Genomic DNA, 20,806 nt, shown 5'->3' on the forward strand with positions numbered 1-20,806 from the left:
GGAACCTGCGGCACGGAACCTCTCTGTGGGTGCCCTCGACCCCCGCCCTACAACATTTTCGGTTCCGGGCATTGCCTCTCATCGATGTGCCCGCCTCTTTCTCCGTGCTGTGCGGGCTCAAATCCGTGGATGTTCGTGTGCCGCGTCGGCATTTTCACGAGCCGGGTGTTGAAAGGATCTCACCTGGCGCCTGTCGGCTCCGGGGAGAGCTCGCGCGGGACTCTGGAATGGCGCGGGAAGAGAGCTGCGGCGTGGGCGACGTGCTGCCGCAAAGATTGCGAGATTCTGTCGTCAGGACGATCTGCAGGATGTCGAGAGACCTCTGTCCCGGGGAAACGGTCCTTCGAAGTCAGGCCCCGGGCGCGCGGTTTTCGGAAGGGGGCACTTTTGGCACGGCTCGTTGGCGGCGCGTCTGGTGCGGGACGTGAGGGCGGCGCGGTGCAACGACCCGGGGAATGGCGGTTCAGTTTGTCGAAGTTTTTTCCGGGGCGGTCGGGTTGGGGGACTCGAGTTTCTGCAGATCTTCGGCCAGGAACCGGGCCACGTCTTTGAATCGGGCCTCGTTGGCCGGGCTGAGCTGCATGAGGACCTGGTGGGCTTCGAGGCTGGTGCGTGCGAGTTCGGCACGGTCTGCGGGGGTCTGACCGAGGGGCGATTCGGAGGCCGAGGCGGGTGCAGGTCCGGCGGGCGGAGTGTGAACGATGCGGAGGAGCTGACAGACGCCGAGATTCTCGAGCAACTGAACGATGCGGGGGGGCGGGTTCAGCAGGTCCACGCCGGCCTCGGGGCTGCCGCTTTGATGGAGTTTCACTCCGAGGCCGCACAGGAGTCCCAAGAAGGTGCTGTCCAGCAGGACGCACTGGCTGAGGTCAACGAGGAAGCGTCGGTAACCTTTGTCGTGGAGTTCGTGGAGCAGTCGTTTGAAGTCGGGCGCAACGGTGAAATTGGCATGGCCGGTGATGCGGAGCCAGACGTTGGCTCCGTCCACCCACACCATCACTTTGGCCTTGGGCAGGCTCATGATCTGTCGGTGGTTCGATGGGCCTCTGCGGCCGGGCGTTTCCGGCCGATGATCCGAACCAGGAGTTGCTGCAGCAGCAGGGTTGGATCCAATCGGCTGCCCACCAGGGCCCGGTTGCATTCGAGCAATTCTTTCATCGCCCGGACGAGCTCGGATCTTGAGTAGTTTTGGGCGTCGCGCAGGGCCTTGTGCAACACGAAAGGGTGGAGGGCCAGGGGATTCAGTCGGCGGTCGGAGGGGAACAGGTCGGGGGGAAGTTTTTCGAGGCGGCTTTTGAAGGCGTGGTATTCGAGGCGCGGGTGGACCCAGCCCTGGGCGGCGAGTTCGCGGGCCAACAACATGGCGCGGACCTTGGTGACGAGGCCGTAGAGCAGGCCCAGGCCGGCGCGGTCCCGTTCGCCGGCCGTGCTGCGGCGTTCGTCGTCGAGGCAATGCAGGGCGCGGTTCAGGTCGCGTGCGCCGAGGGCGTCGGCCAGGGCAAAGGCCTGCGCGGTGCGGTTGTGGACGCAGATGGTGGCGACGTCGTCGAGTTGGATGCGTTTCCGGGGTGCGACGAAGAGCTGGAGTTTTTCGAGTTCGCTGCGGAGGAGTGCGGGGGAGGGGCCGACGCTGGTGACCAGCCGGGTCAGGGCGTCTTCTTCGATGTCGAATCCGGCCTGGCGCAATCGGGTGCGGGCCCACAGGGCGGCTTGTTCGGGCCAGTCGCGGTCGTCGGGGGACCATCCGGCGTGGGTTTCGATGTGTCCGATGTCGGCAATGACCTTGTAGAGACTGCGTCGGCGGTCGACCTTGCCGGCGCTGATGAGGAGGCGCACGCCGCGCCAGTCGAAGCGGCGGAGTTGTTCGGCCAGGCGGCTCAGGGCTTCGGTGACGGCGGGGGAATCGCCGGGTCGTTCGCCGCCCAGGAAGGAGCAGTTGCGCAACCAGACGATCTTGGTGGCGCCGGGCAGGGGCAGGGTTTGGAGGGCTTCTTCGAGCCGTTCGAGCACGGCCAGCGCGTCAGCGACAGTGCCCACGGCGCCGTCGAGGATTTCGTCGCCGAGCTGTTGTCCACCGCCCCACCGGGCGAAGAGCTCACGTGCGCGTTCTTTGACAGCGGCTTCGTCGTCGCCGCAGACAAGGACGACGGGGACGTCCGCAGGCGGGGCGGAGGGCATGGGGTTCGGGCAGGATACGGCGGAGGGACGGGTTATTCGGTCTCGTCCTGTTCGTTGATGCGCTGGAGGTGCTCGCTCATGTCCTCCATTTGGTCGAACAGGCTCTGGGTGACGTACATGGGCGCCTTGAGGGCCACGGCCAGGGCGAGGCAATCGCTGGGCCGCGCGTCCAGTTCCACCAGTTTCCGGCCCAGTTCGTTTTCTTCCTGGAGGATGAGGCGTGCGTAGAAGGTCTGGTTCTTGAGCTCGGTGATGACGATGCGTTCGACGCGGATGCCGAACCCCTTGAAAATGCTGAGCATGAGGTGATGGGTGAGGGGCCGTTCGGGTACGCGTTGATGGATGAAGTCACTGATGGTTTTGCCCATCCAGGGGTCCACGTTGATGATGAACACCTTTTCCTCGTTGCCGATGAAAAGGGCACATCCGCTCTGATTGGGCCAAAGGCCGCGGATTTGCACTGGCACGACCCCGTGCTTCATGCGGTCAACGTAGGCCGCTCGAGGCCAAAAAACAAGCCCGGCCGGGGTGGGCGCGGGCGGCTCCCGAGGGGGCGAAGCGGGAGGTCCCGGGACCGGGAGGTCGGGTTTTCGGGTTGTGCGATCGGCAGCGTCGCGCCAGCGGCGGTGCTTGTGTCGGGGAGCCGGGGCGGGTTCTGCGGGGCTAGGTTCGTTCGTACGCGGCGTAAAGGGTGGGGATTCCGCGGGCGCGGAACTCGCGCTCGAAGTCGGTGAGCAGGGCGGCCAATTCGGGGGGCGTGGGGATGGGCTGGAAGACGGGCGCGGCGGCGAAGACCTCGCGGATTTGGGCGAAGTAATCGGGATCGTCGGTGCGGATGTAAATGCGCCCCCCGGGTTGCAGGGCGTTGTAGGCGAGGGAGGGGAACCGTGCGTTGATGAGGCGATGGCGGCGATGTTTTTTCTTGGGCCAGGGATCGGGGAAGTAGATGTGGAAGACGGTGACCGAGCCGGGGGGCAGGAGGTATTCGAGGAAGTAGGCGCACTCGATGCGGATGCCGCGGAGGTTGGTGAGGCCGAGGCGGCGGCCTTTTTTGTCGAGTTTGCGGATGCGGCCGAGGAGGCGTTCGATACCGAGGAAATTGCGGTCGGGATGTTGGGCGGCGTATTCGACGAGGAAGGAGGCATCGCCGCAGCCCAGTTCGACCTCCAGGGGCTGGGGTTTGGGGAAAAGGCGGCCAGGGTCGATGCGTTCGAGGATGGACGGCGGGTCGTAGAGCAAGGAGTCCGGAGGGGCCGGGGGGGCGTCGGGGAGCCGGGGAGGGGAGGGGGGCGTGGGATTATTCATTGTGGGGGATGGCGAGGGTGCTGCCGCCGATGAACTCGCGCACGAGGGCATCGCCCGGGATGAGGCGGTCGGCCAGCTCAAAGGGAATGGGTTCGACGCTTTGGAGGAGGGCGTGGACGCGCTCGTAGCGGATGCGGGCATCCAGGAAACCGGCGTAGGGGGCGAGTTCCTCGGGGCGGGGCCAGAGGGCCGGGGGCCCGAGGAACCAGGGTTGCAGCAGGGGCCAGTCGAACGGGAATCCCCCGTTGACGATGTGATCGGCCAGGCCCATGAGGGGGATGATGCTGAAGAGTTCGCCGGCGCGGACGTAGTGCCAGTGGAGGAGGGTGAGGAGGGGCCGGTGGGCGCGGTGTTTCATGTCGCGGAGCATGCGGCGGACGAGGCGCACGTCGGTGAAGCGGGTGAGCCGGCCGGAGGAGCCGTCGCCTTCGAAGAGCGGGTGGAGGGTTTCGATGTAGATGCGGAACTGGGCGCGGGGGTCGATGCCCTCGGTGATGGGCGGGTAGAAGCCGTGGAGGCAGTCGAGCAGGAGGATCTGGTCGGGTTCGCGTCGGACGGGTTTGGTGCCGATGCGTCGGCCCTCCTTGAAGCTGTAGATGGGCTTTTCGATGGTGCGGCCCTCGAGGAGGTCCTGGAGATGGCGGTTGAGCAGTTGGAGGTCGAGGGCCTCGGGCGTTTCGTAGTTGCGATCGTTGATCCAGTCGGTGGGGTGCTCGACCAGGGACCAGAAGTAGTCGTCGAGATTCAGCATGAGGAAGCGCAGGCCTTCGCGTTCCAGGCGCCGGGTGAGCTTGACGGTGGTGGTGGTCTTGCCGGAGGAGCTGGGGCCGCTGACCCAGAGCAGGCGGAGAGGATCGCCGGCGTTGAGGCGGGCCATGACCTTGCGGGCGGCTTCATCGAGGCTGGCCTCGTAGCGGGCCAGGGCGGCATCGACGACGGGGGCCCAGCGGCCGGTGCGGGTCAGTTCGTTGAGGCCGGCGACGGTGTGGCAGCCGAGAGAGCGGGCCCACTCCAGTTCGCGCTCCAGGATGTTCGCGGGGAAACCGTTGCCCATGAATTGGTCGGGCCGGATGGCGCCCTCGCGCAGCCAGTGACGGCCCCAACGGTAGCAGGCATAGGCATCGGCGGTGTTTTGGAAGCCGTAGCTGCGCAGCACGTGCAGCACGTCGTCTTGGATTTCTTCGATCGTGGGGGGAAAGTTGGTGATGAGGTGATGCGGATCGCTGTTGAGGCAGACGATCACGGCGTCGGCCAGAAAATCGGCCAGTTCTTCATCCGTGGGACAGGCCTCGAACAAGCGCCCGTTGATGTGGGGCAGATAGTCCTGGCGGAAGCCGCCGATGGACCGGGCGGCGCGGTAGATGGCATTCCGGATCCGGTCAGGGTCGAAGGTGACCAGGGCCCGGTTTCGCTTCTGCACTTTGACAATGCGGTTTTGAACGGCCATGGCGATCAGGCAGTGTAGGCAAAGCCGGGGTGACTGTCCAAGGCTGCGATCCGGCGGGGCCGGGGCGGAGGCGGCGCGCGCGTGGGGTCAGGCGCACGGCGGGGCCGGCGAGTTTGGGCGGAGGGCTTCGACGGCCGCGACGCAGCGGCCGCAGAGGGTGGGATGTTCGGGATGGGTGCCAACGTCGGTCTCCCAATGCCAGCAACGTTCGCATTTTTCGCCCGAGGCGCGGACCACCTGGACGGGCACGACGCCGTCGCCTTCGGTTTCGATTTCGAGCTGGGAGACGTTGAGCAGCTCGCGGAACGCGGCCAGGTGGGTTTTGGCGTTGAGATAGAGCGGGTCGCGGCCGCGGAGGATGACCCTGGCTTCGAGAGACTTGCCGATGACCTTGGCCTGGCGGGCTTTCTCCAGCTCCGGCAGGAGGCGGTCGCGCAGTTGAAAGAGGGCGTCCCAGGCTTCGACTTCGGCCGGCGAGCGATGCAGCGGGCTGGGTTGCCAGATTTGTTCGTGGACGCTGCCGGGCGGTCGGCCGGGGATTTGTTCCCAGGCTTCGTCGGCGGTGAAGGCCAGGATGGGCGCCAGCATGCGGCAGAGGCCCTGGACGAGGCGCCACAGTGCGGTTTGGGTGGAGCGGCGTCGGGGGGCGTCGGCAGCCTCGGTGTAGAGGCGGTCTTTGATGATGTCGTGATAGATGGCGGAGAGTTCGACGGCGACGAACTGGCTGACTTTCTGGTACACGACGTGGAACTCGTAGCGGTCGTAAGCGGCGAGGACCTCGGCTTCGAGTTTGGCGAAGGCGTCAAGGATCCACCGGTCCAGGCCCGTCAGTGCCTCGTCGGGAACGGCATGACGGGCGGGGTCGAAGTCATAAAGGTTGGAGAGCTGGTAGCGCAGGGCGTTGCGGAGGACGCGATACGTCTCGGCCACCTTGGCGAGGCGATCCTCGCTGACGACGATGTCACTGCGGAAGTCCTGGGAAGCGACCCAGAGCCGGACGATGTCGGCGCCCCATTTTTGGACGTAAGCCTCGGCGGTTTGGGGTTTCTCGTAGCCGCCCTGCGACTGCCGGCTTTTGGAAATCTTCTCCCGGTCGGCGTCCACCATGAAGCCGTGGGTGAGGACGGTGCGATAGGGGGCGGCGCCCTGGGCGGCCAGGGAGAGCAGCAGGGAGGACTGGAACCAGCCGCGATGCTGGTCCGAGCCTTCGAGGTACAGATCGCATTGGAAGGGCAGGGGATGCCCGCGCAACTCGGGCCGCCGGGCAATGACCGCGCGGGAAGAGCTGCCGGAGTCGATCCAGACATCGAGCGTGTCGGTGGACTTGGCCACCGGGTCCGGCCCGGTCCAATGGGCGGGCCGGACCCGCGCCCAGAGTTCGGCGGCGGTTTGTTCGAACCAGATGTTGGAGCCGTGCGTCTCCACCAGGCGGGCGGTGTTGCGGACAATGGCGGGATCGAGGATGGGCCGGCCCTCGGCATCGAAGAAAGCCGGGATGGGCACGCCCCAGGCGCGTTGTCGGCTGATGCACCAATCGGGTCGGGCCTTGACGGCGGCGGCGATGCGGGTTTTGCCCCAGTCGGGGATCCACGTGACCTTTTCGATTTCGGCGAGGGCGCGCTCGCGGAAGGTGGGGGTACCGGGCGGGCTGCCCGGCGGCACGTGGTCCAGGCGGATGAACCACTGGTGCATGGCGCGGAAGATGACGGGGGTTTTACTGCGCCAGCAGTGCGGGTAGCTGTGTCGGTAGTTTTCCTCGTGAAGGAGGAGCTTGCGCACGCGCAGTTCATGTAACACCGCCTCGTTGGCCTCGCTGCGGCCGTGTTTTTCCAAGATGGACTTTCCGATGAGCGCCGCCGGCATTTGGGCCTCGCGGGGCAGGTCGTCCGTCCAGGTGAACCGCCCGTCGTCGTCCACCGGCGAATAGATGGGCAGTCCGTGTTCCAGGCCGAGCAGATAGTCTTCCAAACCGTGGCCGGGCGCGATGTGCACGAAACCGGTGCCGGTGACGTTGTCCACGAAGCTGTCGCCGGGGAACAAGCGCCCCGTGCGCTGACAGAACGGGTGCTGGTACTCGACGTGTTGGAGGTGGCCACCGTCGAGATGGCGAACGATTTGGAAATCCGTCCAGCCGCACTTGGAGGCCACGGTATTCACCAGCATGGCGGAGAGGATGTAATCCTCCTGGCCCACGCGGACGACCGCGTAGCTGAAAGTGGAGTTGTAAGCGACGGCGAGGTTGGCCGGCAGGGTCCAAGGGGTGGTGGTCCAGATCAGCAGATAGACGCCCGGCCGCCCGACGACGGGGAATTTGACATAGACGCTCTGGCTGACATGCTCCTGGTATTCGACCTCGGCTTCCGCCAGGGCCGTGCGGCACGGGATGCTCCAGTACACCGGCTTTTTGCCGCGATAAACCATGCCTTGTTCGACCAGATCCGCAAAAAGACGCAGTTCTTCGGCTTCGTAAGCGGGATCCAGCGTCAGGTAGGGGTTTTCCCAGTCACCCAGTACGCCCAGGCGCTGGAACTGTTGGCGCTGCAGTTCGACAAATCGGCGGGCATACGCTTCGCAGGCGCGCCGGATTTCGGCGGGATCCGTCGCGGGGGCCGAGGACGTGCGGCGTTCCTGGACGACTTTGAACTCGATGGGCAGGCCGTGGCAGTCCCAGCCGGGGACATAGGGTGCCCGGTAGCCGCGCAGCGTTTTGTATTTCAGGATGAAATCCTTGAGGATCTTGTTGAGCGCGGTGCCGATGTGGACATCGCCATTGGCGAAGGGTGGCCCGTCGTGCAGAACAAACGCCGGCGCCTGGGCGCGCGCGGCCTGGATGCGTTCGTACAGGCGCGCGGCCTGCCACTGTTTGAGCCGCTCCGGTTCCCGGACCACCAGATCCGCCTTCATCGGGAACTCGGTGCGCGGCAAATTGAGCGTGTTTTTGTAATCCATGCGTCGGACTCCCAGCGTGGGTCGGACGCTATCAAGCGGGGACGGCGAGTGTCAATGAGGCGGTCCGCCGGCCAAGGTCCGTCTGCGCGAGGCGCTGCGGCCGGGCAGAAGTGTGAGCCGAGCCGAGGCCGGTTGCGCCGGAGGCCGGGGTTGGTGGGTTCCTTGAGGCGCACCGGAGTGTTGCCGATCGGCTCCCAACCCGGGGTTCCGCGGAGGACTTTCGTCTCTTCACAGTGCCTGCAAGGGCTGGACCCGGCTGCCGGCAGGCCATGCTCTGGGCCCGGAGGCCCGGCCGCGGTCCCCGGGGTGTCCGCAGCAACCGGGCCGAAGCCGGTCGAGCTTGAGTCGGGATTCGGAGGGGCTTCGGTGTTCGGGCAGGGTTTGTGGCGCCCGCGATTGGACCGGGCGGCGTTGGAAATTGTTCGTGCGCCGCCGGGGCCGCGCCTCTAAGCTCGGGCCGCCATAGCATGGGAGAGTTACTCATCCAACCGTTTGCCGCGGTGCGGCCGCGGCCGGAGCTGGCGGCACGCATTTGTGCCCCGCCGTATGACGTGGTGTCTACCGAGGAGGCCCGGCGCATGGCCTCGGACAATCCGCTGTGCTTCCTGCGCGTAAGCCGACCCGAGATCGAGTTTCCGCCGGGGACGGATCCCTACCGACCGGAGGTGTATGCGCGGGGCAGGGCTCGATTCGAGGAGTTGCTGCGCACGGGGGCGCTGTACCGGGAGCAACGTCCGGCCTTTTACGTGTATCGACTCAGCACGGGCGGCCACACGCAAATCGGCCTTGTGGCGGTGGCCAGTTGCGCAGCGTATTTGCGGGGCGACATCCGCCGGCATGAACTGACCCGGCCGGAGAAAGAGGAGGATCGGGTGCGGCACATCGAGGCGCTCCAGGCGCAGACCGGGCCGGCCTATTTGATTTATCAGGCGCAGCCGGCGCTGGATGAGTTCCTGGCCCGGCGCACCGAACCGCCTCCCGAGGTGGATTTCGTGGCCGACGACGGCGTCCGGCACTCGACCTGGACGCTGGGCGATGAGGGAGGCATGGCCCGGGTGTCGGAGCTGTTCGCGGCGGTAAGGCGTTTGTACATTGCAGACGGGCACCACCGCACCGCCGCGGCGGCGCGCGTGTTCCAGCAACGGGGCGGGACCGGGGGCAGCAGCCATTTCCTTGCCGTGCTGTTCCCGCACGATCAACTGCGGATCCTGCCCTATCACCGGCTGGTTCGGGATTTGAACGGGTTGACGCCGGAGGCATTTCTGGAGCGGCTGCGGAGCGTGGGCGAATTGGGTCCCGGCGACGGTCGACCACCGCGGCCGCATCTGGTGGACGTGTTCGTGGAGGGACGCTGGCACCGGTTGCAGTTTCGCAACGTGCCGGACCCGGCGCAGGACCCGCTGGGGAGTCTGGATGTGAGTTTGTTGCAGGAGCGGGTGTTGCGACCGCTGCTGGGGGTGGAGGATCCGCGCACCAGTCCGCGACTGGAATTCGTGGGGGGGATTCACGGGCCCGAACGACTCGAGGGTGCGGTGCGGCGCGGGCAGGCCGCATGCGCCTTTGCCATGCACCCGACCCGGATGGAGGCGTTGCTGGCGATCGCGGATCGCGGCGAGATCCTGCCCCCCAAGAGCACGTGGTTCGAGCCCAAGCTGCGGGACGGGCTTTTCTGTCATCTGCTGTGAGCGCCGGCCTGTGAAACGAGTGCCGCTGACGCGATACGCATGGCTGTCGGTGGGCGCGGCGGTGGCGACCATTCTGCTGAAAACCGCGGCGTACCTGATCACCGGCTCGGTGGGGCTGTTGTCGGACACGGTGGAGTCGGGTGTGAACCTGATCGGCGGGGTGATGGCACTGGCGATGTTGGCGGTGGCCTCCCGACCGGCGGACGAGGATCATGCCTACGGCCATCACAAGGCAGAGTATTTTTCGAGCGGTCTGGAGGGCGGGCTGATCCTGCTGGCGGCGTTTGGGATCGGGGTTGCGGCGGTCCACCGATTGATTTGGCCGCAACCGTTGGAGGCGGTGGGGATGGGCCTGACCGTGGCCGGGTTGGCCGCGTTGATCAATCTGGCGGTTGCGGTGGTGTTGCTGCGGGTGGGCCGGCGACATCACAGCATCACGCTGGAGGCCAACGCGCATCATTTGCTGACGGACGTGTGGACGTCGGCGGGCGTGATCGCCGGGGTGGGGTTGGTGGGCTGGACCGGGTGGCGCTGGCTGGATCCGGTGGTGGCCCTGGCCGTCGCGGGCAACATCCTGGTGACGGGCATCGGCATTGTGCGACGGTCCGTGTCCGGGCTGATGGACACGGCCCTGGGCAGTCAGGACGTCGCCGCGGTGCGCTCCATTCTGGAGCGGTACAAGGCCGCCGAAGGGGTGGACTACCATGCGTTACGGACGCGGCAAGCCGGGGCGCGGAAGTTTGTTTCCGTGCATGTGCTGGTGCCGGGCCACTGGACGGTGAACCAAGGGCACGCGCTGCTGGAGCGATTGGAAGCCGAGATTCGACAGATGCTGCCCGAGAGCACCGTGTTCACTCATCTGGAATCGCTGGACGATCCCAGTTCGTGGGAGGACCAGGAGCTCGACCGGTCGCAGGCGCGACCTACCTCGGGGCCCGGGTCCGGCTCGGGCGGGCTTTGAAGGGTTCTCGAAGGCGGGGCCGGTCTCGGCCAAGGACGCGAGGGCGCGTGCCAGGCGGGAGCGGCTCAGTGGTCTTTGCGCGGGAAGAGCACTTCCGGCTGCCCGACGACGTGTCCGGCGCGCAGCCCGCCCCATGCCGCCTCGGCAAATCGGGACGGTTCGCCCGGCAAACCCAACTGGGCGTAGATGCGGGCGGCCGTGGTCGGCAGGTAGGGCCAGAGGAGGACCGCCAGGACACGGCACGTCTCGGCGAGGTTGTACAGGATTTGATCCAGGCGGGAGGCCTGGGCCGGGTCTTTGGCCAGTTTGAACGGGGCGGTGTGGTCCACGTACTGGTTGGCCCGGGTGACGAGGGTCCAAATGCTCACCAGCCCGGCCTGGAGGCGATTTTGTTCGAGGCAGGAACGGACTTCGCTGGTGACGCGTTGGGCATCCGGCGCCAGTTCGTCGTGAGGGGCCGGCACGACGCCCTGCCGATAGCGCCGCAACATGGAGAGGGATCGGTTGACGAGATTGCCCAGCCCGTTGGCCAGCTCGGCGGAATACCGGGCCCGGAAGCTGGCGTCGGTCCAGTTGCCGTCCGGTCCGATGTCGAGTTCCCGCAACACGTAATACCGGAAGGCGTCCAATCCCCACTCGTCGATGACGGCGACCGGATCGACGACGTTGCCGGTGGTTTTGCTCATTTTCTGGCCATCCTTTTGCCACCAGCCGTGGACGAGAACCTGGCGGGGAGGTTCGATGCCGGCGGCGTGCAGCATGATCGGCCAGTAAATGGCGTGAAAGCGGACGATGTCCTTGCCGATGACGTGGATGTCGGCGGGCCACAGCCGCAGGCCCGGGGCGGGTTCGGCTGCCGGCTGATAATACCCGGCCAGTGCCGCCCGGGCTTCCGGGTCGCCCCACGCCACGGGAATGCTGAAGTAATTGGTCAACGCGTCGAACCAGACGTAGTTGACGTAGTCCGGGTCGAAGGGCAGCGGGATGCCCCAGCTCAGCCGGGCGGCAGGGCGGCTGATGCAAAGGTCTTCCAGGGGCTGGGACTGCAAGAAGCTGAGGACCTCGTTGCGCCGGGTTTCTGGATGAACGAACTCGGGATGCTCCTGAATGTAGCCGATGAGCCAGTGTTGGTACTTCGACATGCGGAAGTACCAGTTTTCCTCGACCAGCTCGGTCACCTCGCCCCAGACCGGGTCGAAAGTGCCGTCCGGGCGCCGGTCCTTTTCCGTAAGGAAGGTTTCCTCCTTCCACGAGTACCAGCCGCGGTAGGGGGCTTTGTAGAGTTCACCCCGGTCGTAAAGTTTTTGCAGCAGGGCCTGCACGACGGCCTTGTGGCGGGGCTGGGTGGTCCGCACGAAGTCGTCGTTCGAAATGCCCAGCTTGTGTACGAAGGTGATCCACTGCCGGGCCAGCTCGTCGCAATATGCCTGCGGTGCCTTGCCCTCTGCTTGAGCGGCCTGCTGCACTTTTTGGCCATGTTCGTCCAGGCCGGTGAGGAAAAAGACCTCCTGCCCGAGGCTGCGGCGTGCGCGCGCAATGACGTCGGCCACGACTTTTTCATAGGCATGCCCGAGATGAGGCTGCCCGTTGACGTAATCGATGGCCGTGGTGATGTAGAACCGCTTGCTCATCTGCGGCGCAGTGTGTCGCAGGTCGACTGGATTGGCAACGGTGGGGCGCGGTCTGGTCGGGTCGGAAGCGGTGCGTGCGAGCCCCGGGTTGCAATGGGAAAGGTTTGGGCAATGGCGGCTAGGGGTTGGGTTCCTGCTTGAGCTGCTGCTGCTCCAACCAGGCCACGGTCCGGCCCGGAGACCGCCAAGGCGCCGGATCCTCGGCGGTGACCACGAGGGTGAGCGGATGCTGTAGGCCGGGAAATCGACCTGCATGCAGGGCTTCCAAAGCGGCGAGCCACCAGCCCGCGTGTCGCCGGTCCAAACCCTGCAGCGGGCAATCTACCAGCAACAAGCGGGGCTGCAGCATCAATGCGCGCGCGAGGCCGGCACGCCGCTGCCATGCGCGCGGCAAAGCTGTGGAACGCCGGTGGGCCCACGGACCCAGCTCGGTTGCGTCCAGCATGTTCGCCACTGCCCGGGCGATTTCTGCGTCCGAACCGATGCCGTGGTAGGCCAGGGGCAGGGCGAGGTTCTCGAACACGGTCAGTTCCGACAGCAATCGACCGTCTTCAAACACCAGGCCGAGGCGCCTTCGCAGAGTCAGCCGGGCCGACTCGGTTTGGGGAGCGGGTTGCCCAAACCATTGGATGCGACCTGCGCGTGCCGGCAGCAGACCGGCAGCCGTCAGGAGAAAGTCCGTGCGCCCGCTGCCTTGAAATCCCGCCACGATCCAGAAATCGCCCTCCGACACCCGCCAGTGCACATGCCGGAGCACCACGCGGTGCGGATCGTGAAAACAACCGACCTCCACATCGTCCATTTGCAGCAGGACCTGCCCGGTGGCGGGTTCGTCGTTCATGCGCCGACCAGATAGACCACGAGGAACAGGGCATCCCACAACACGCAGCCCACCAGTGCCTGGCCCATGGCACGGACGGTGGCCGGGGCCACATCATCGAGCCGCAGGGGTCGCGCCAGGCCGTGATAACAGGTCACCACCGCGAGTACCGTCCCGAAGCCCGCGGTTTTCAGAGCCAGCACCACGAAGTCCAACCAGCGCAACGAAGCGGCCAGTTGGCGAAAATACTCGCCGGGTGTCAGCGGCACATCCTGAAGGAAGGCCCACAGGTAGCCGCTGAGGATCGTGCCCAGAAGCAGGTACACTGTGAGTGCCAGGACGGACAGCGCCAGGCCCACGACACGAGGCACGACCAGGTAATGCACGGGATCGATGCCCAGTGCCTCCAATGCTTCCACCTCGCCCAGCGCTCGCGCGGTGCCCAGCTCGACCACCAGGGCCGTGCCCACCCGGGTCAGGACCACGAGCGCGGTCAGCAACGGTCCCAACTCGCGCACCATGACCAACACCATCACCGTGCCCAGGTAGTCGATGGCGCCCAGTCGAGACAGCCAGGCGACCGTCTGACCGATGACCAGAAAGCCGAGGGCCAGGGCGAGGAATAGAAACAGCGGCAGCAGCTTCACGCCCGCGCGGACCACCTGCTGCCGCACCAGGCGCCCCACCAGGGCCGGAGCCCGTCCGCCCCTGGTCCAGAGCACGCCCAGCGTGATGAGCGCGAACGCCAGCAAACCGCGCGCGGTCCGGGCCGCCCGGATCAGCGGGCGGCCGAGCACAACCAACGAGAAGGAACCTTCGAAAGCGCTGCGGCCGGAAGGCTGCGGCGGCAGAGGATCCATGGCTTCGCTGACCGTCACGCCTTTGCAGCCTACGATCCGCCGCAGCGGCAGCAAGTGTATTGGGGCCCTTGAGGCCCGGCACCCGCCGGCGTAGTGTACCGCAGTGGTTCACTTTCGGGCCGCAGACTCCACCCGGTCCGGACCGGCGCGCGTGTCACCCGAAATGCCAAGGAGTTGGTCGCAATGAAAACAACCCGCATCCTGTTGGTGCTCTGGTCGGTGGCAGAAGGTTTCCTGGCGGGAAGCCTTTCCGGACAAGAACCCACCCCCGGCCCGATTCATCAAACCCTGCTCCCTGCCAGCCGCCTGGTGGATCGTTGCGACATTTGTGGCCGACCCGAAATCCCGCTGCCGCTGCGCGGGCGGTTTCGGGTGCGATTCGTGGAGGCCAACCCGATCCAGGTCGTGTATGCATGGGAAGGCATCGACTGGACGGCCGGCGGGGCGGGCCTGCCCCTTTATCGTGTGCGGGGTCAGGGGGTGCAGCGGTGGTTCGGGGAGCTGGCGGTGTTTCAGGAGGTGGTGCTGGGGTTGACCATAGAAACCGCTCAGGGAGTTCGGGAGGCCTGGTTCACGAACCTTTCACCGGTGGTGGAACGGCGCTGGCCCGTTCTTCGCGTCCCGTTGCTGCAAACGAACGGAACGTTCATTCAAACGTTCGAGTTGCTGGTGGAGGCCGCCCCGGTCCGGGATTTGTGGTTTTCCACGGTGCACGGCTTTACGCCCGGTTCCGGCACGGGGACGGCCGAGCCGCGTCGTGAAGGCGATCTGGTGTCGTGGGAGGGCCGGGTGGTTCGGTCCCAATGGGAGCTGCTGGGACGGCTGGGCATGATGCCGCCGCCGCCGGAACTGGGCCTGGACGCGGTGGACGTGCTGCCGGGTGGGGAAGTGGTGTTTTCGGTGCGGGCCCGCGCGTGGAGCGAATCCCTCGGCCAATGGTTGCGCGAGGGCGATCTGTTGTCCGAGCGGGGTCGGGTCGTGCAAGCGGTGGAGAGATTGCTGGCTGCGTTCGAGCCGGAAGGGTCTGTGGAGGAGGTAAACGTGGACGCCCTGGTGGTCCGGCCGGACGGGGAGCTTTGGTTTTCGATCGACCGCGAAGTGACCTCGGCCAGGCTGCGTCGCATACTTCGCCGCGGCGACCTGCTCTCGAGCGCGGGCCGCGTAGTCCGCAGCTTTCCCGAGCTTCTGTCGCCCTTTGAACCTGCCGATCCCGCGCAGGACCCCGGGTTGGATGCCCTCTACGTGTGGCCCCACGGCGAAATCTGGTTTTCGGTCGAGAACTTCTTCCAAGACAAGCAGGGCAACCGGTACGGTGCGGGCGACCTGCTGAGCGACCAGGGGTGGGTGGTCGCGCACAATCGAGATTTACTGGCCGCGTTTCAGCCCCTGGAGGATCTGGCTGACTTCGGCCTGGACGCGCTCCAGATCGTCTCGGACACGGACCCGGTCTGGTCTGCGGTGACCATGGAACCGCGGTTGCAGCTGTGGCGTCCGCCCGGCACATCGCATCTGCAGTTCGACTGGACGGGCAACGGGCGGTTCTACCAGTTGGAACGCGCCCTCACTCTCGAGGGACCGTGGCAGCCGTGGGGCCCGGTGTATCTGGAGCCACCGGCAGTGGACACGAACGCCGTGCAACGCGACCCGGGCGCTTTCTATCGGCTGCGACAGTGGTAACCCCTGCGCTGCGCATCGAGCCCGGTCGCCCGCTCGGTCCTCATGGTGCCACCAAGCGGAAGAAGACGGAGGGCGCGGTCGGGTCCAGCGGAATGATCACGCCACTGGCCGGTGCGCCGGGATAGTCCATCCACTCCGTCCCCAGCCCCACGTTCAACGCGTTGGTTTGGACCTGCAACCGGTAGGTTCCGGTCCAGTGCAGTTGCAGTGCCCCGGGGATCCGCACGAATTCCAGACGCGGCATTTCGCCCACGCTCACCACGCCCACGGTGCCGTCCACCGTCAACTGGCTCAGGTCCCACGCCAGGCCGGGCCCTGGCGCAGCGGGTTCCACCGCGTCGAAGGCTCCGTAATAAGTGCCGGGGGCATCGAACAGTTTCCAGCGTTGCCCGGGGGCGAACGCACCGGCCACTTTGATCACCCGCAGTGTGCCGCCGTAGGTGACTGCCCACAAACCCGTTACGAGGTCGCTCGCGCCGGTGGCGGCATCCACCTCCACCGCGGTGACACTCCCCGGCCCGAGGGTGAGGGTGTGGGCCACGGTGAGAGTGCCGAGCCCGGCGCCCGGGGCGAGCGTGCCGCCGCTTTGGATGTCCACCGGTCCGTTCAACATCCCCGTGCCCGATAACGTGCCGCCCGCGGCGGTGACCGGTGTCGAGCCGAGAGAGCCATCCACTTGGAGCACGCCGGCTTCGATCCGTGTCGGGCCGGTGTAGGTGCTGGTACCGGTCAGGCGCAGCGTGCCCGGGCCCACCTTGGTCAACGCCGCCAGGCGCGAAGCGGCGGCATCGGCGATGGTCCCTTCGAACGTGGTGAAGGATTCCGTTTCTTTGGAGCCGATGGTCCACGTCAGCGTGCCACTGCCGCTCCCCTGGCCCAGCACCTGGGTGGAGGGGCCTCCTCGCAGAGCCCCGACATACATTGTGCCGGCGTTGCGCGCCTGCAAGGTGGCGCTGCCCTGCCCCAGGTCCACGGTCGCGTTCGGACAACCCAGTGTCGTGTTGCCGCCGCCGCTGTTGAACCGGAAGGTGCCCGCGCTGTCTCCCAGAGCGAAGGTGCCGGTGAAATTGGTCAGATCGCCGTTGAACGTCAGGACCGTACCGGCGGCGATGCTGACGTCGAGCGTGTTCGAGCCCGTCACCGGACCGTTGATGCGATTGTTGGCGCTGCCCATGACCAGCCGACTGCGCGCGGCCACATGCAGCGGGTTGAGCAGGTCGTTGTCGCTGGGCAGGGTCAACGCCAGGGTGCCTCCGGCCAGCTCGATTCGATTCGTGCCGGCAGCACCGGGGACCTGGAGGCGCAACGTGCCTTCTCGAAGGAGCGTGGGGCCCACGTAGGTATTGGGAGAGGACAACGTCAACGTGCCTTGACCGGCCTTCGTCAACCCGCCCGGCCCCGTGAGCAATCCCTGCCAGGTCAGTGTGGTGGATTCGGACGCCACTGCGATCGTGCCCCCGGGTTCGTGCAGCCACGCCCCGCGGTCCACCGTCACCGACGGGCCCGTGTAGCGAAGCGTTCCGCCGGCGAACTGCAGGTGAAGGGGATCCGCGGTGGCCGCGCCCACGCCGCTGGGCATTCCGCCGGGGGTCAGAATCGGCGTCTCGAGCACACCGCCGGCCAACCAGGTGATGCCGGTGTAGGTGTTGGTGGTTTCGACGACGAGCGTGCCGTGGTTGGTTTTCAAAAGCGCCATCGCTCCGCCCATGCCTCCCGGCCCGGTGAAGCGATAATCGCCCACGCTGTCCACGCGTACTTCGCCCGGCTGGACCGCTTCGGGAATCTGCACCGGTCCCTGACCGGTGCCGCGATCGTCGAACAGCACGCGGTCCCCTGGCACAAACGAATCCAGCGATTGAAGTGCCAGATTGAGCCAGTTGGTTCGACCGAGAGTGTCCCACACATTGGCCTGTGCGTTGCCCACCCACACCAGCGAGGTCGGCGCTCGCACCGCCTGGGTGATCACCAGGTACAGCCCCCTGGCCGTGGTCGTGTTGTTACTGAGCACGCCCGTCAAACCGGAGAGTCGGATCGCCGACAGATCCCCCGCCAGCGTTCCCGTGTAGCGGATCAGCGGGTGCACGCTGCCTGCCGCCCCCCGCCGGAAAGCACGAGGGTGACCGCGCCGGCCACGATCAGATCGCCCTCGACCTCCACGCGATCGCCGTCGGGGGCGTTGGGATCCCGGGCCAAAACCAGCTCGCAGATGGCGCCCTCCCCGAGGGTGAGCGAACCGCTCACAACCAAGGGGCCGCCTCGATTCGTCAGGCCGGGCGCCAGGATGCCGCCGTTCTGCAGGGTCAATCCACCCTCCACCCGGCCCAGCCCGCTCAACGTCCGCGTCCCTGCCCAGGTGAATCCCGGCACCGGGGTTACGTCCAGCACCGCCCCCTCGGACAGCTCCAAAGCCGGCGTGTTCTGAAGCGCCTCCGGGTGCCCGATCCGCAGTCGCCCTTCCCGAACGAACGTTCGACCCGTGTAAGGCGCCGGCCCGTTCAGCACGAGCACTCCCGAGCCCGTCTTGAGCAGGCCGCCGCTGCCGCCCAGTGTGCCCCCGATGGTGATGCTTCGGGGCTGTCCGACGGGATCCGCCGTGTGAAACGTCGTGGCGCCCCCGGCCAGCGTCGCATCTGCCCCGATCTCGTAATCCGCCAGAGCCCCCAAGAGGCCGCCGGCCAGGTACACCCGATAGGACGTGTTGGCCACGCCCACGTGGGCCTGCAGTCCGCCGCTGCCCAGGTACATTGCGCCCGGATTGGAGAGGGCCAGCGTCGCGTGCGCGTTTTGCAAGGTGGCGTCGCGGATGAGCGTGAGTTTTTCCGCCAGCACCTGACCACCGCTGATTTCCAGAGTGGCCCCGATGACGCTGTCGCCGGCGACGCCCGTGTTGGACTGGTTCCCCACCACAATGCCGTCCGGGCCGGTGCTGACGACGGTGCCGCCGCGGACCTGGAACCGGATGCGACGATCGCCGCTGGTGGCGCCATTGGTGCGATCGCCGATCGTGAAGAGGCCCGTGTTCGTCAGGGCGCCGCCGTAGATCGTGGCGTAAGCGCGCGAATTGTGCGTGCCCACGCGCAAACTGGTGGCCACCACGTTGCCGTTGCTGATCAAGAGGCCACCGGCCGGTGTGGTTCGAGAGATGCTGAAATCGCCCAGGAACACCTCCCCTCCGTCGATCAGCCAGGGCCGTTCCTGGTCATTGGAACCTTCGTAAATGCCCCCGCCGGCCCGGAGCTCCAGTCGCCCGCCCTGGTGCAGGAACCGACTGAACCGGCCCCGAAGCAGCACGGGGATCTCCGTCACAAGGTGTCCGCCACGGTTGGTTACACCCGCGCCGTTGTTGTTGCCGTTGACCCCGATGTTGAGCACGGCCGTGCCGGACGGATGGTTCGTGAGAAACACCGCGCCGCCGTCGAGGGACAAGCTGCTGTCGGTATTGAAGGCCAGGGTCCCTCCGTTGGTCACCACCAGGACTCCGGCTGCGGTCACCTGCAACGAGCCGCCAGGCTCCAGGGTCAGCCCGGCCAGGCCTGCCCCGTCCACCACCAGACCGGGGGCCGACACCCACAATTGGCCGGCCAGGGTCAATGGCCCCACCGGCATGGCGGCCGTCGGCTCCAGGTAAGTCACGACCGCGCCCGCTCCGATGACCACGTTCGTCCCTGGCCCGGGCAGGGTCGGAACGCCCAAACCGTCCAGGTCCCAGTTACCCGGGTCGTGCCAGAACCCGTTGCCCGCACCGCCGGTCCAGTACGCCGTCTGCGCCCGGGCGGCCAACCCGGCACCAAGCATCAACAGGAAGGACGTGTAGCGGAGCATGCCTTGCGGAAAGAGCCAGCGACGAATCGGGGTTTGCGCGCTCATGGGTTGTCTCTCGACGATGACGACTCACCTTGGACGGCCCGGGTCGTATTGCCACCCTGCCCGCTGGTTCGGGCCGGGCGGGTTCATAAGGCCCTTGGGCCGGACCGCACGATTCAACCTACGCCCGCGGTCGAGGCATGCCCATTTCGCAAATGTGCAGGGGATGCTGAAAAATCTGCACCGCCCGGAGCCCGGGAACTCCGGGGCCGACAAAGGCCGGAAGCAAACGGCTCTGCCCCGGGGCGGCGCGGTGCCGGTTCTGACGACGGGCCCGCTCTCTCCCGGAGGGCGCAGTTAGAGACCAAAGGCCTTCCGCAGCAGAGCCAGGCTCTTGGGCACGGCGGTCTCCGGATCTTCCTTGCCCTCCATCTCCAGCGAAACGTAACCGGTGTAACCGGCCTCCGCGAGGATGCGCGCAATCCGCCGATAATCCAGGTCGAGGGTATACCACTCGCCGCCGCCGGGGTAGGTCTTCGCCTGGACGAACACCGTCAGGGGCGCAATCTGCTGGAGCTGTTCGTAGGTGTTGTCCAAGAAATTGCCGGTGTCCATGAGCACGCCCAGCCAGGGCGACGGCAACGCCCGCACGATGCGCAACAGGCCTTCCGCGGTGCGCGCCAATCCCCAGTGATTCTCCAGGGCCAGAATCACGCCGCACTGTTCCGCCTTGTCCAGGCAGCGCCCGATCCCGTCAATGCACCACCGAAACCCGTCCTCCTCCGTATATCCCGGCAGCACGGGTTCCACCCCGCGGTTGGCCATCAGTTCGTCAAAGCTGCGAATCGTTCCCCACCGGCCGGTGTTGATCCGGATGCACGGGATGCCCAGTTCGTACGCGATTTCGATGCACTTGTGGGTGTGCTCGACATTCCGGCTGACCACCGCCGGATCGGGACTGACGAAACTCTGGTGCGTCGAGAGACAAATCAGATCCACGCCGTTGCGAAACGCATGCCGTTTCAGCCGGCGCAAGTAGGCCCGGGCCTCGGCATCCAAGGGCGCCTGTTCGGGGATGTCCATTTGCCGATGCAGAACATCCACGCCGCTGACGCCCAGATCGGCCGCTTTTTCGATTACCCGTTCGATCGGCACGCGTTCGCTGCGAAAATGCCAGTAGGAGTACGTGGAAATGCCCAAACGAATGCGCCGTTGCGGAATCGGCGCCCGTGCCGACAGGCCGGGAGAGCCCAGGACCGGTGCGGCGGCGGCCAGGGTGCCGGCCGCCAAGAAGCCTCGTCTTGAAATGCGCATGGGCCCATTCGACGGTGCTCTTCGAGCCAACTCAATGTCAAAAGTGTCGGAAGCCCCGGCAGGTTGACCGTCGCTTGCCAGAATGCCTCTCGGACCCCTCGCCCTTCGCAGAGCCCTGCGCGCGTGTCATGAATTCTGGGGACATGACAGCCGTCCGAGCAGTGGTAGCTTGAAA

15 protein-coding genes are annotated in these 20,806 nt (G+C 66.4%); 3 read left to right on the forward strand and 12 right to left on the reverse strand.

Annotated features, from left to right (window positions below):
- Nucleotides 1–463: 463 nt before the first annotated feature.
- From ACPDIT_RS05585 to ileS, 6 genes are all read right to left on the reverse strand, one after another.
- A complete protein-coding gene (locus tag ACPDIT_RS05585) occupies nucleotides 464–1,021 on the reverse strand; it encodes an STAS domain-containing protein (RefSeq protein ID WP_423442187.1) in 558 nt (185 codons plus the stop codon).
- Nucleotides 1,018–2,178: a DNA polymerase III subunit delta gene (holA, locus tag ACPDIT_RS05590; RefSeq protein ID WP_423442188.1), complete on the reverse strand. Its 1,161-nt coding sequence runs from the start codon at nucleotides 2,176–2,178 to the stop codon at nucleotides 1,018–1,020. The genes ACPDIT_RS05585 and holA overlap by 4 nt, the downstream gene beginning before the upstream one ends.
- A gap of 32 nt (nucleotides 2,179–2,210) precedes the next feature.
- Nucleotides 2,211–2,660, reverse strand: a complete 450-nt coding sequence (locus ACPDIT_RS05595) for a bifunctional nuclease family protein (protein ID WP_423442189.1) — start codon at nucleotides 2,658–2,660, stop codon at nucleotides 2,211–2,213.
- Nucleotides 2,661–2,841: 181 nt separating this feature from the next.
- Entirely contained in the window at nucleotides 2,842–3,483 is a 642-nt protein-coding gene (trmB, locus tag ACPDIT_RS05600) for a tRNA (guanosine(46)-N7)-methyltransferase TrmB (RefSeq protein WP_423442190.1), read from the reverse strand.
- Complete coding sequence (locus ACPDIT_RS05605; RefSeq protein ID WP_423442191.1) at nucleotides 3,476–4,930, reverse strand: ATP cone domain-containing protein; 1,455 nt, start codon at nucleotides 4,928–4,930, stop codon at nucleotides 3,476–3,478. Before ACPDIT_RS05605 ends, trmB begins: the two co-directional genes overlap by 8 nt.
- An 87-nt stretch (nucleotides 4,931–5,017) precedes the next feature.
- Nucleotides 5,018–7,879 (reverse strand): isoleucine--tRNA ligase, encoded by a 2,862-nt coding sequence (ileS, locus tag ACPDIT_RS05610; protein ID WP_423442192.1) that lies wholly within the window; start codon nucleotides 7,877–7,879, stop codon nucleotides 5,018–5,020.
- 467 nt (nucleotides 7,880–8,346) lie between these two features.
- Here ileS and ACPDIT_RS05615 point away from each other — a divergent pair, with 467 nt between their 5' ends.
- Both ACPDIT_RS05615 and ACPDIT_RS05620 read left to right on the forward strand, forming a co-directional pair.
- Nucleotides 8,347–9,564, forward strand: a complete 1,218-nt coding sequence (locus ACPDIT_RS05615) for a DUF1015 domain-containing protein (protein ID WP_423442193.1) — start codon at nucleotides 8,347–8,349, stop codon at nucleotides 9,562–9,564.
- A 10-nt stretch (nucleotides 9,565–9,574) separates the two neighbouring features.
- Nucleotides 9,575–10,525 carry a cation diffusion facilitator family transporter gene (locus ACPDIT_RS05620; RefSeq protein ID WP_423442194.1) on the forward strand — a complete coding sequence of 317 codons (951 nt, stop codon included), beginning with the start codon at nucleotides 9,575–9,577 and terminating at the stop codon, nucleotides 10,523–10,525.
- Between the two features lie 65 nt (nucleotides 10,526–10,590).
- Here ACPDIT_RS05620 and metG read toward each other — a convergent pair whose 3' ends face one another.
- The 3 genes from metG to ACPDIT_RS05635 form a co-directional block, all read right to left on the reverse strand.
- Nucleotides 10,591–12,156 carry a methionine--tRNA ligase gene (metG, locus tag ACPDIT_RS05625; protein ID WP_423442195.1) on the reverse strand — a complete coding sequence of 522 codons (1,566 nt, stop codon included), beginning with the start codon at nucleotides 12,154–12,156 and terminating at the stop codon, nucleotides 10,591–10,593.
- Nucleotides 12,157–12,274: 118 nt separating this feature from the next.
- A complete protein-coding gene (locus tag ACPDIT_RS05630; protein WP_423442196.1) occupies nucleotides 12,275–12,997 on the reverse strand; it encodes an ATP-binding cassette domain-containing protein in 723 nt (240 codons plus the stop codon).
- A complete protein-coding gene (locus ACPDIT_RS05635; RefSeq protein ID WP_423442197.1) occupies nucleotides 12,994–13,854 on the reverse strand; it encodes an MlaE family ABC transporter permease in 861 nt (286 codons plus the stop codon). The genes ACPDIT_RS05630 and ACPDIT_RS05635 overlap by 4 nt, the downstream gene beginning before the upstream one ends.
- A gap of 165 nt (nucleotides 13,855–14,019) precedes the next feature.
- Here ACPDIT_RS05635 and ACPDIT_RS05640 point away from each other — a divergent pair, with 165 nt between their 5' ends.
- Complete coding sequence (locus ACPDIT_RS05640) at nucleotides 14,020–15,513, forward strand: hypothetical protein (protein WP_423442198.1); 1,494 nt, start codon at nucleotides 14,020–14,022, stop codon at nucleotides 15,511–15,513.
- 40 nt (nucleotides 15,514–15,553) lie between these two features.
- Here the strand turns inward: ACPDIT_RS05640 and ACPDIT_RS05645 are convergent, their stop codons facing one another.
- The 3 genes from ACPDIT_RS05645 to ACPDIT_RS05655 form a co-directional block, all read right to left on the reverse strand.
- Nucleotides 15,554–17,596: an autotransporter-associated beta strand repeat-containing protein gene (locus ACPDIT_RS05645; RefSeq protein WP_423442199.1), complete on the reverse strand. Its 2,043-nt coding sequence runs from the start codon at nucleotides 17,594–17,596 to the stop codon at nucleotides 15,554–15,556.
- On the reverse strand, nucleotides 17,584–19,380 hold the full coding sequence (locus tag ACPDIT_RS05650) for a hypothetical protein (RefSeq protein WP_423442200.1): 1,797 nt from the start codon (nucleotides 19,378–19,380) through the stop codon (nucleotides 17,584–17,586). Before ACPDIT_RS05650 ends, ACPDIT_RS05645 begins: the two co-directional genes overlap by 13 nt.
- A gap of 294 nt (nucleotides 19,381–19,674) precedes the next feature.
- Entirely contained in the window at nucleotides 19,675–20,631 is a 957-nt protein-coding gene (locus tag ACPDIT_RS05655) for a sugar phosphate isomerase/epimerase family protein (protein ID WP_423442201.1), read from the reverse strand.
- Between the last annotated feature and the right edge of the window lie 175 nt (nucleotides 20,632–20,806).

This window comes from Limisphaera sp. VF-2 (assembly GCF_049537125.1).
GTDB lineage: Bacteria > Verrucomicrobiota > Verrucomicrobiia > Limisphaerales > Limisphaeraceae > Limisphaera.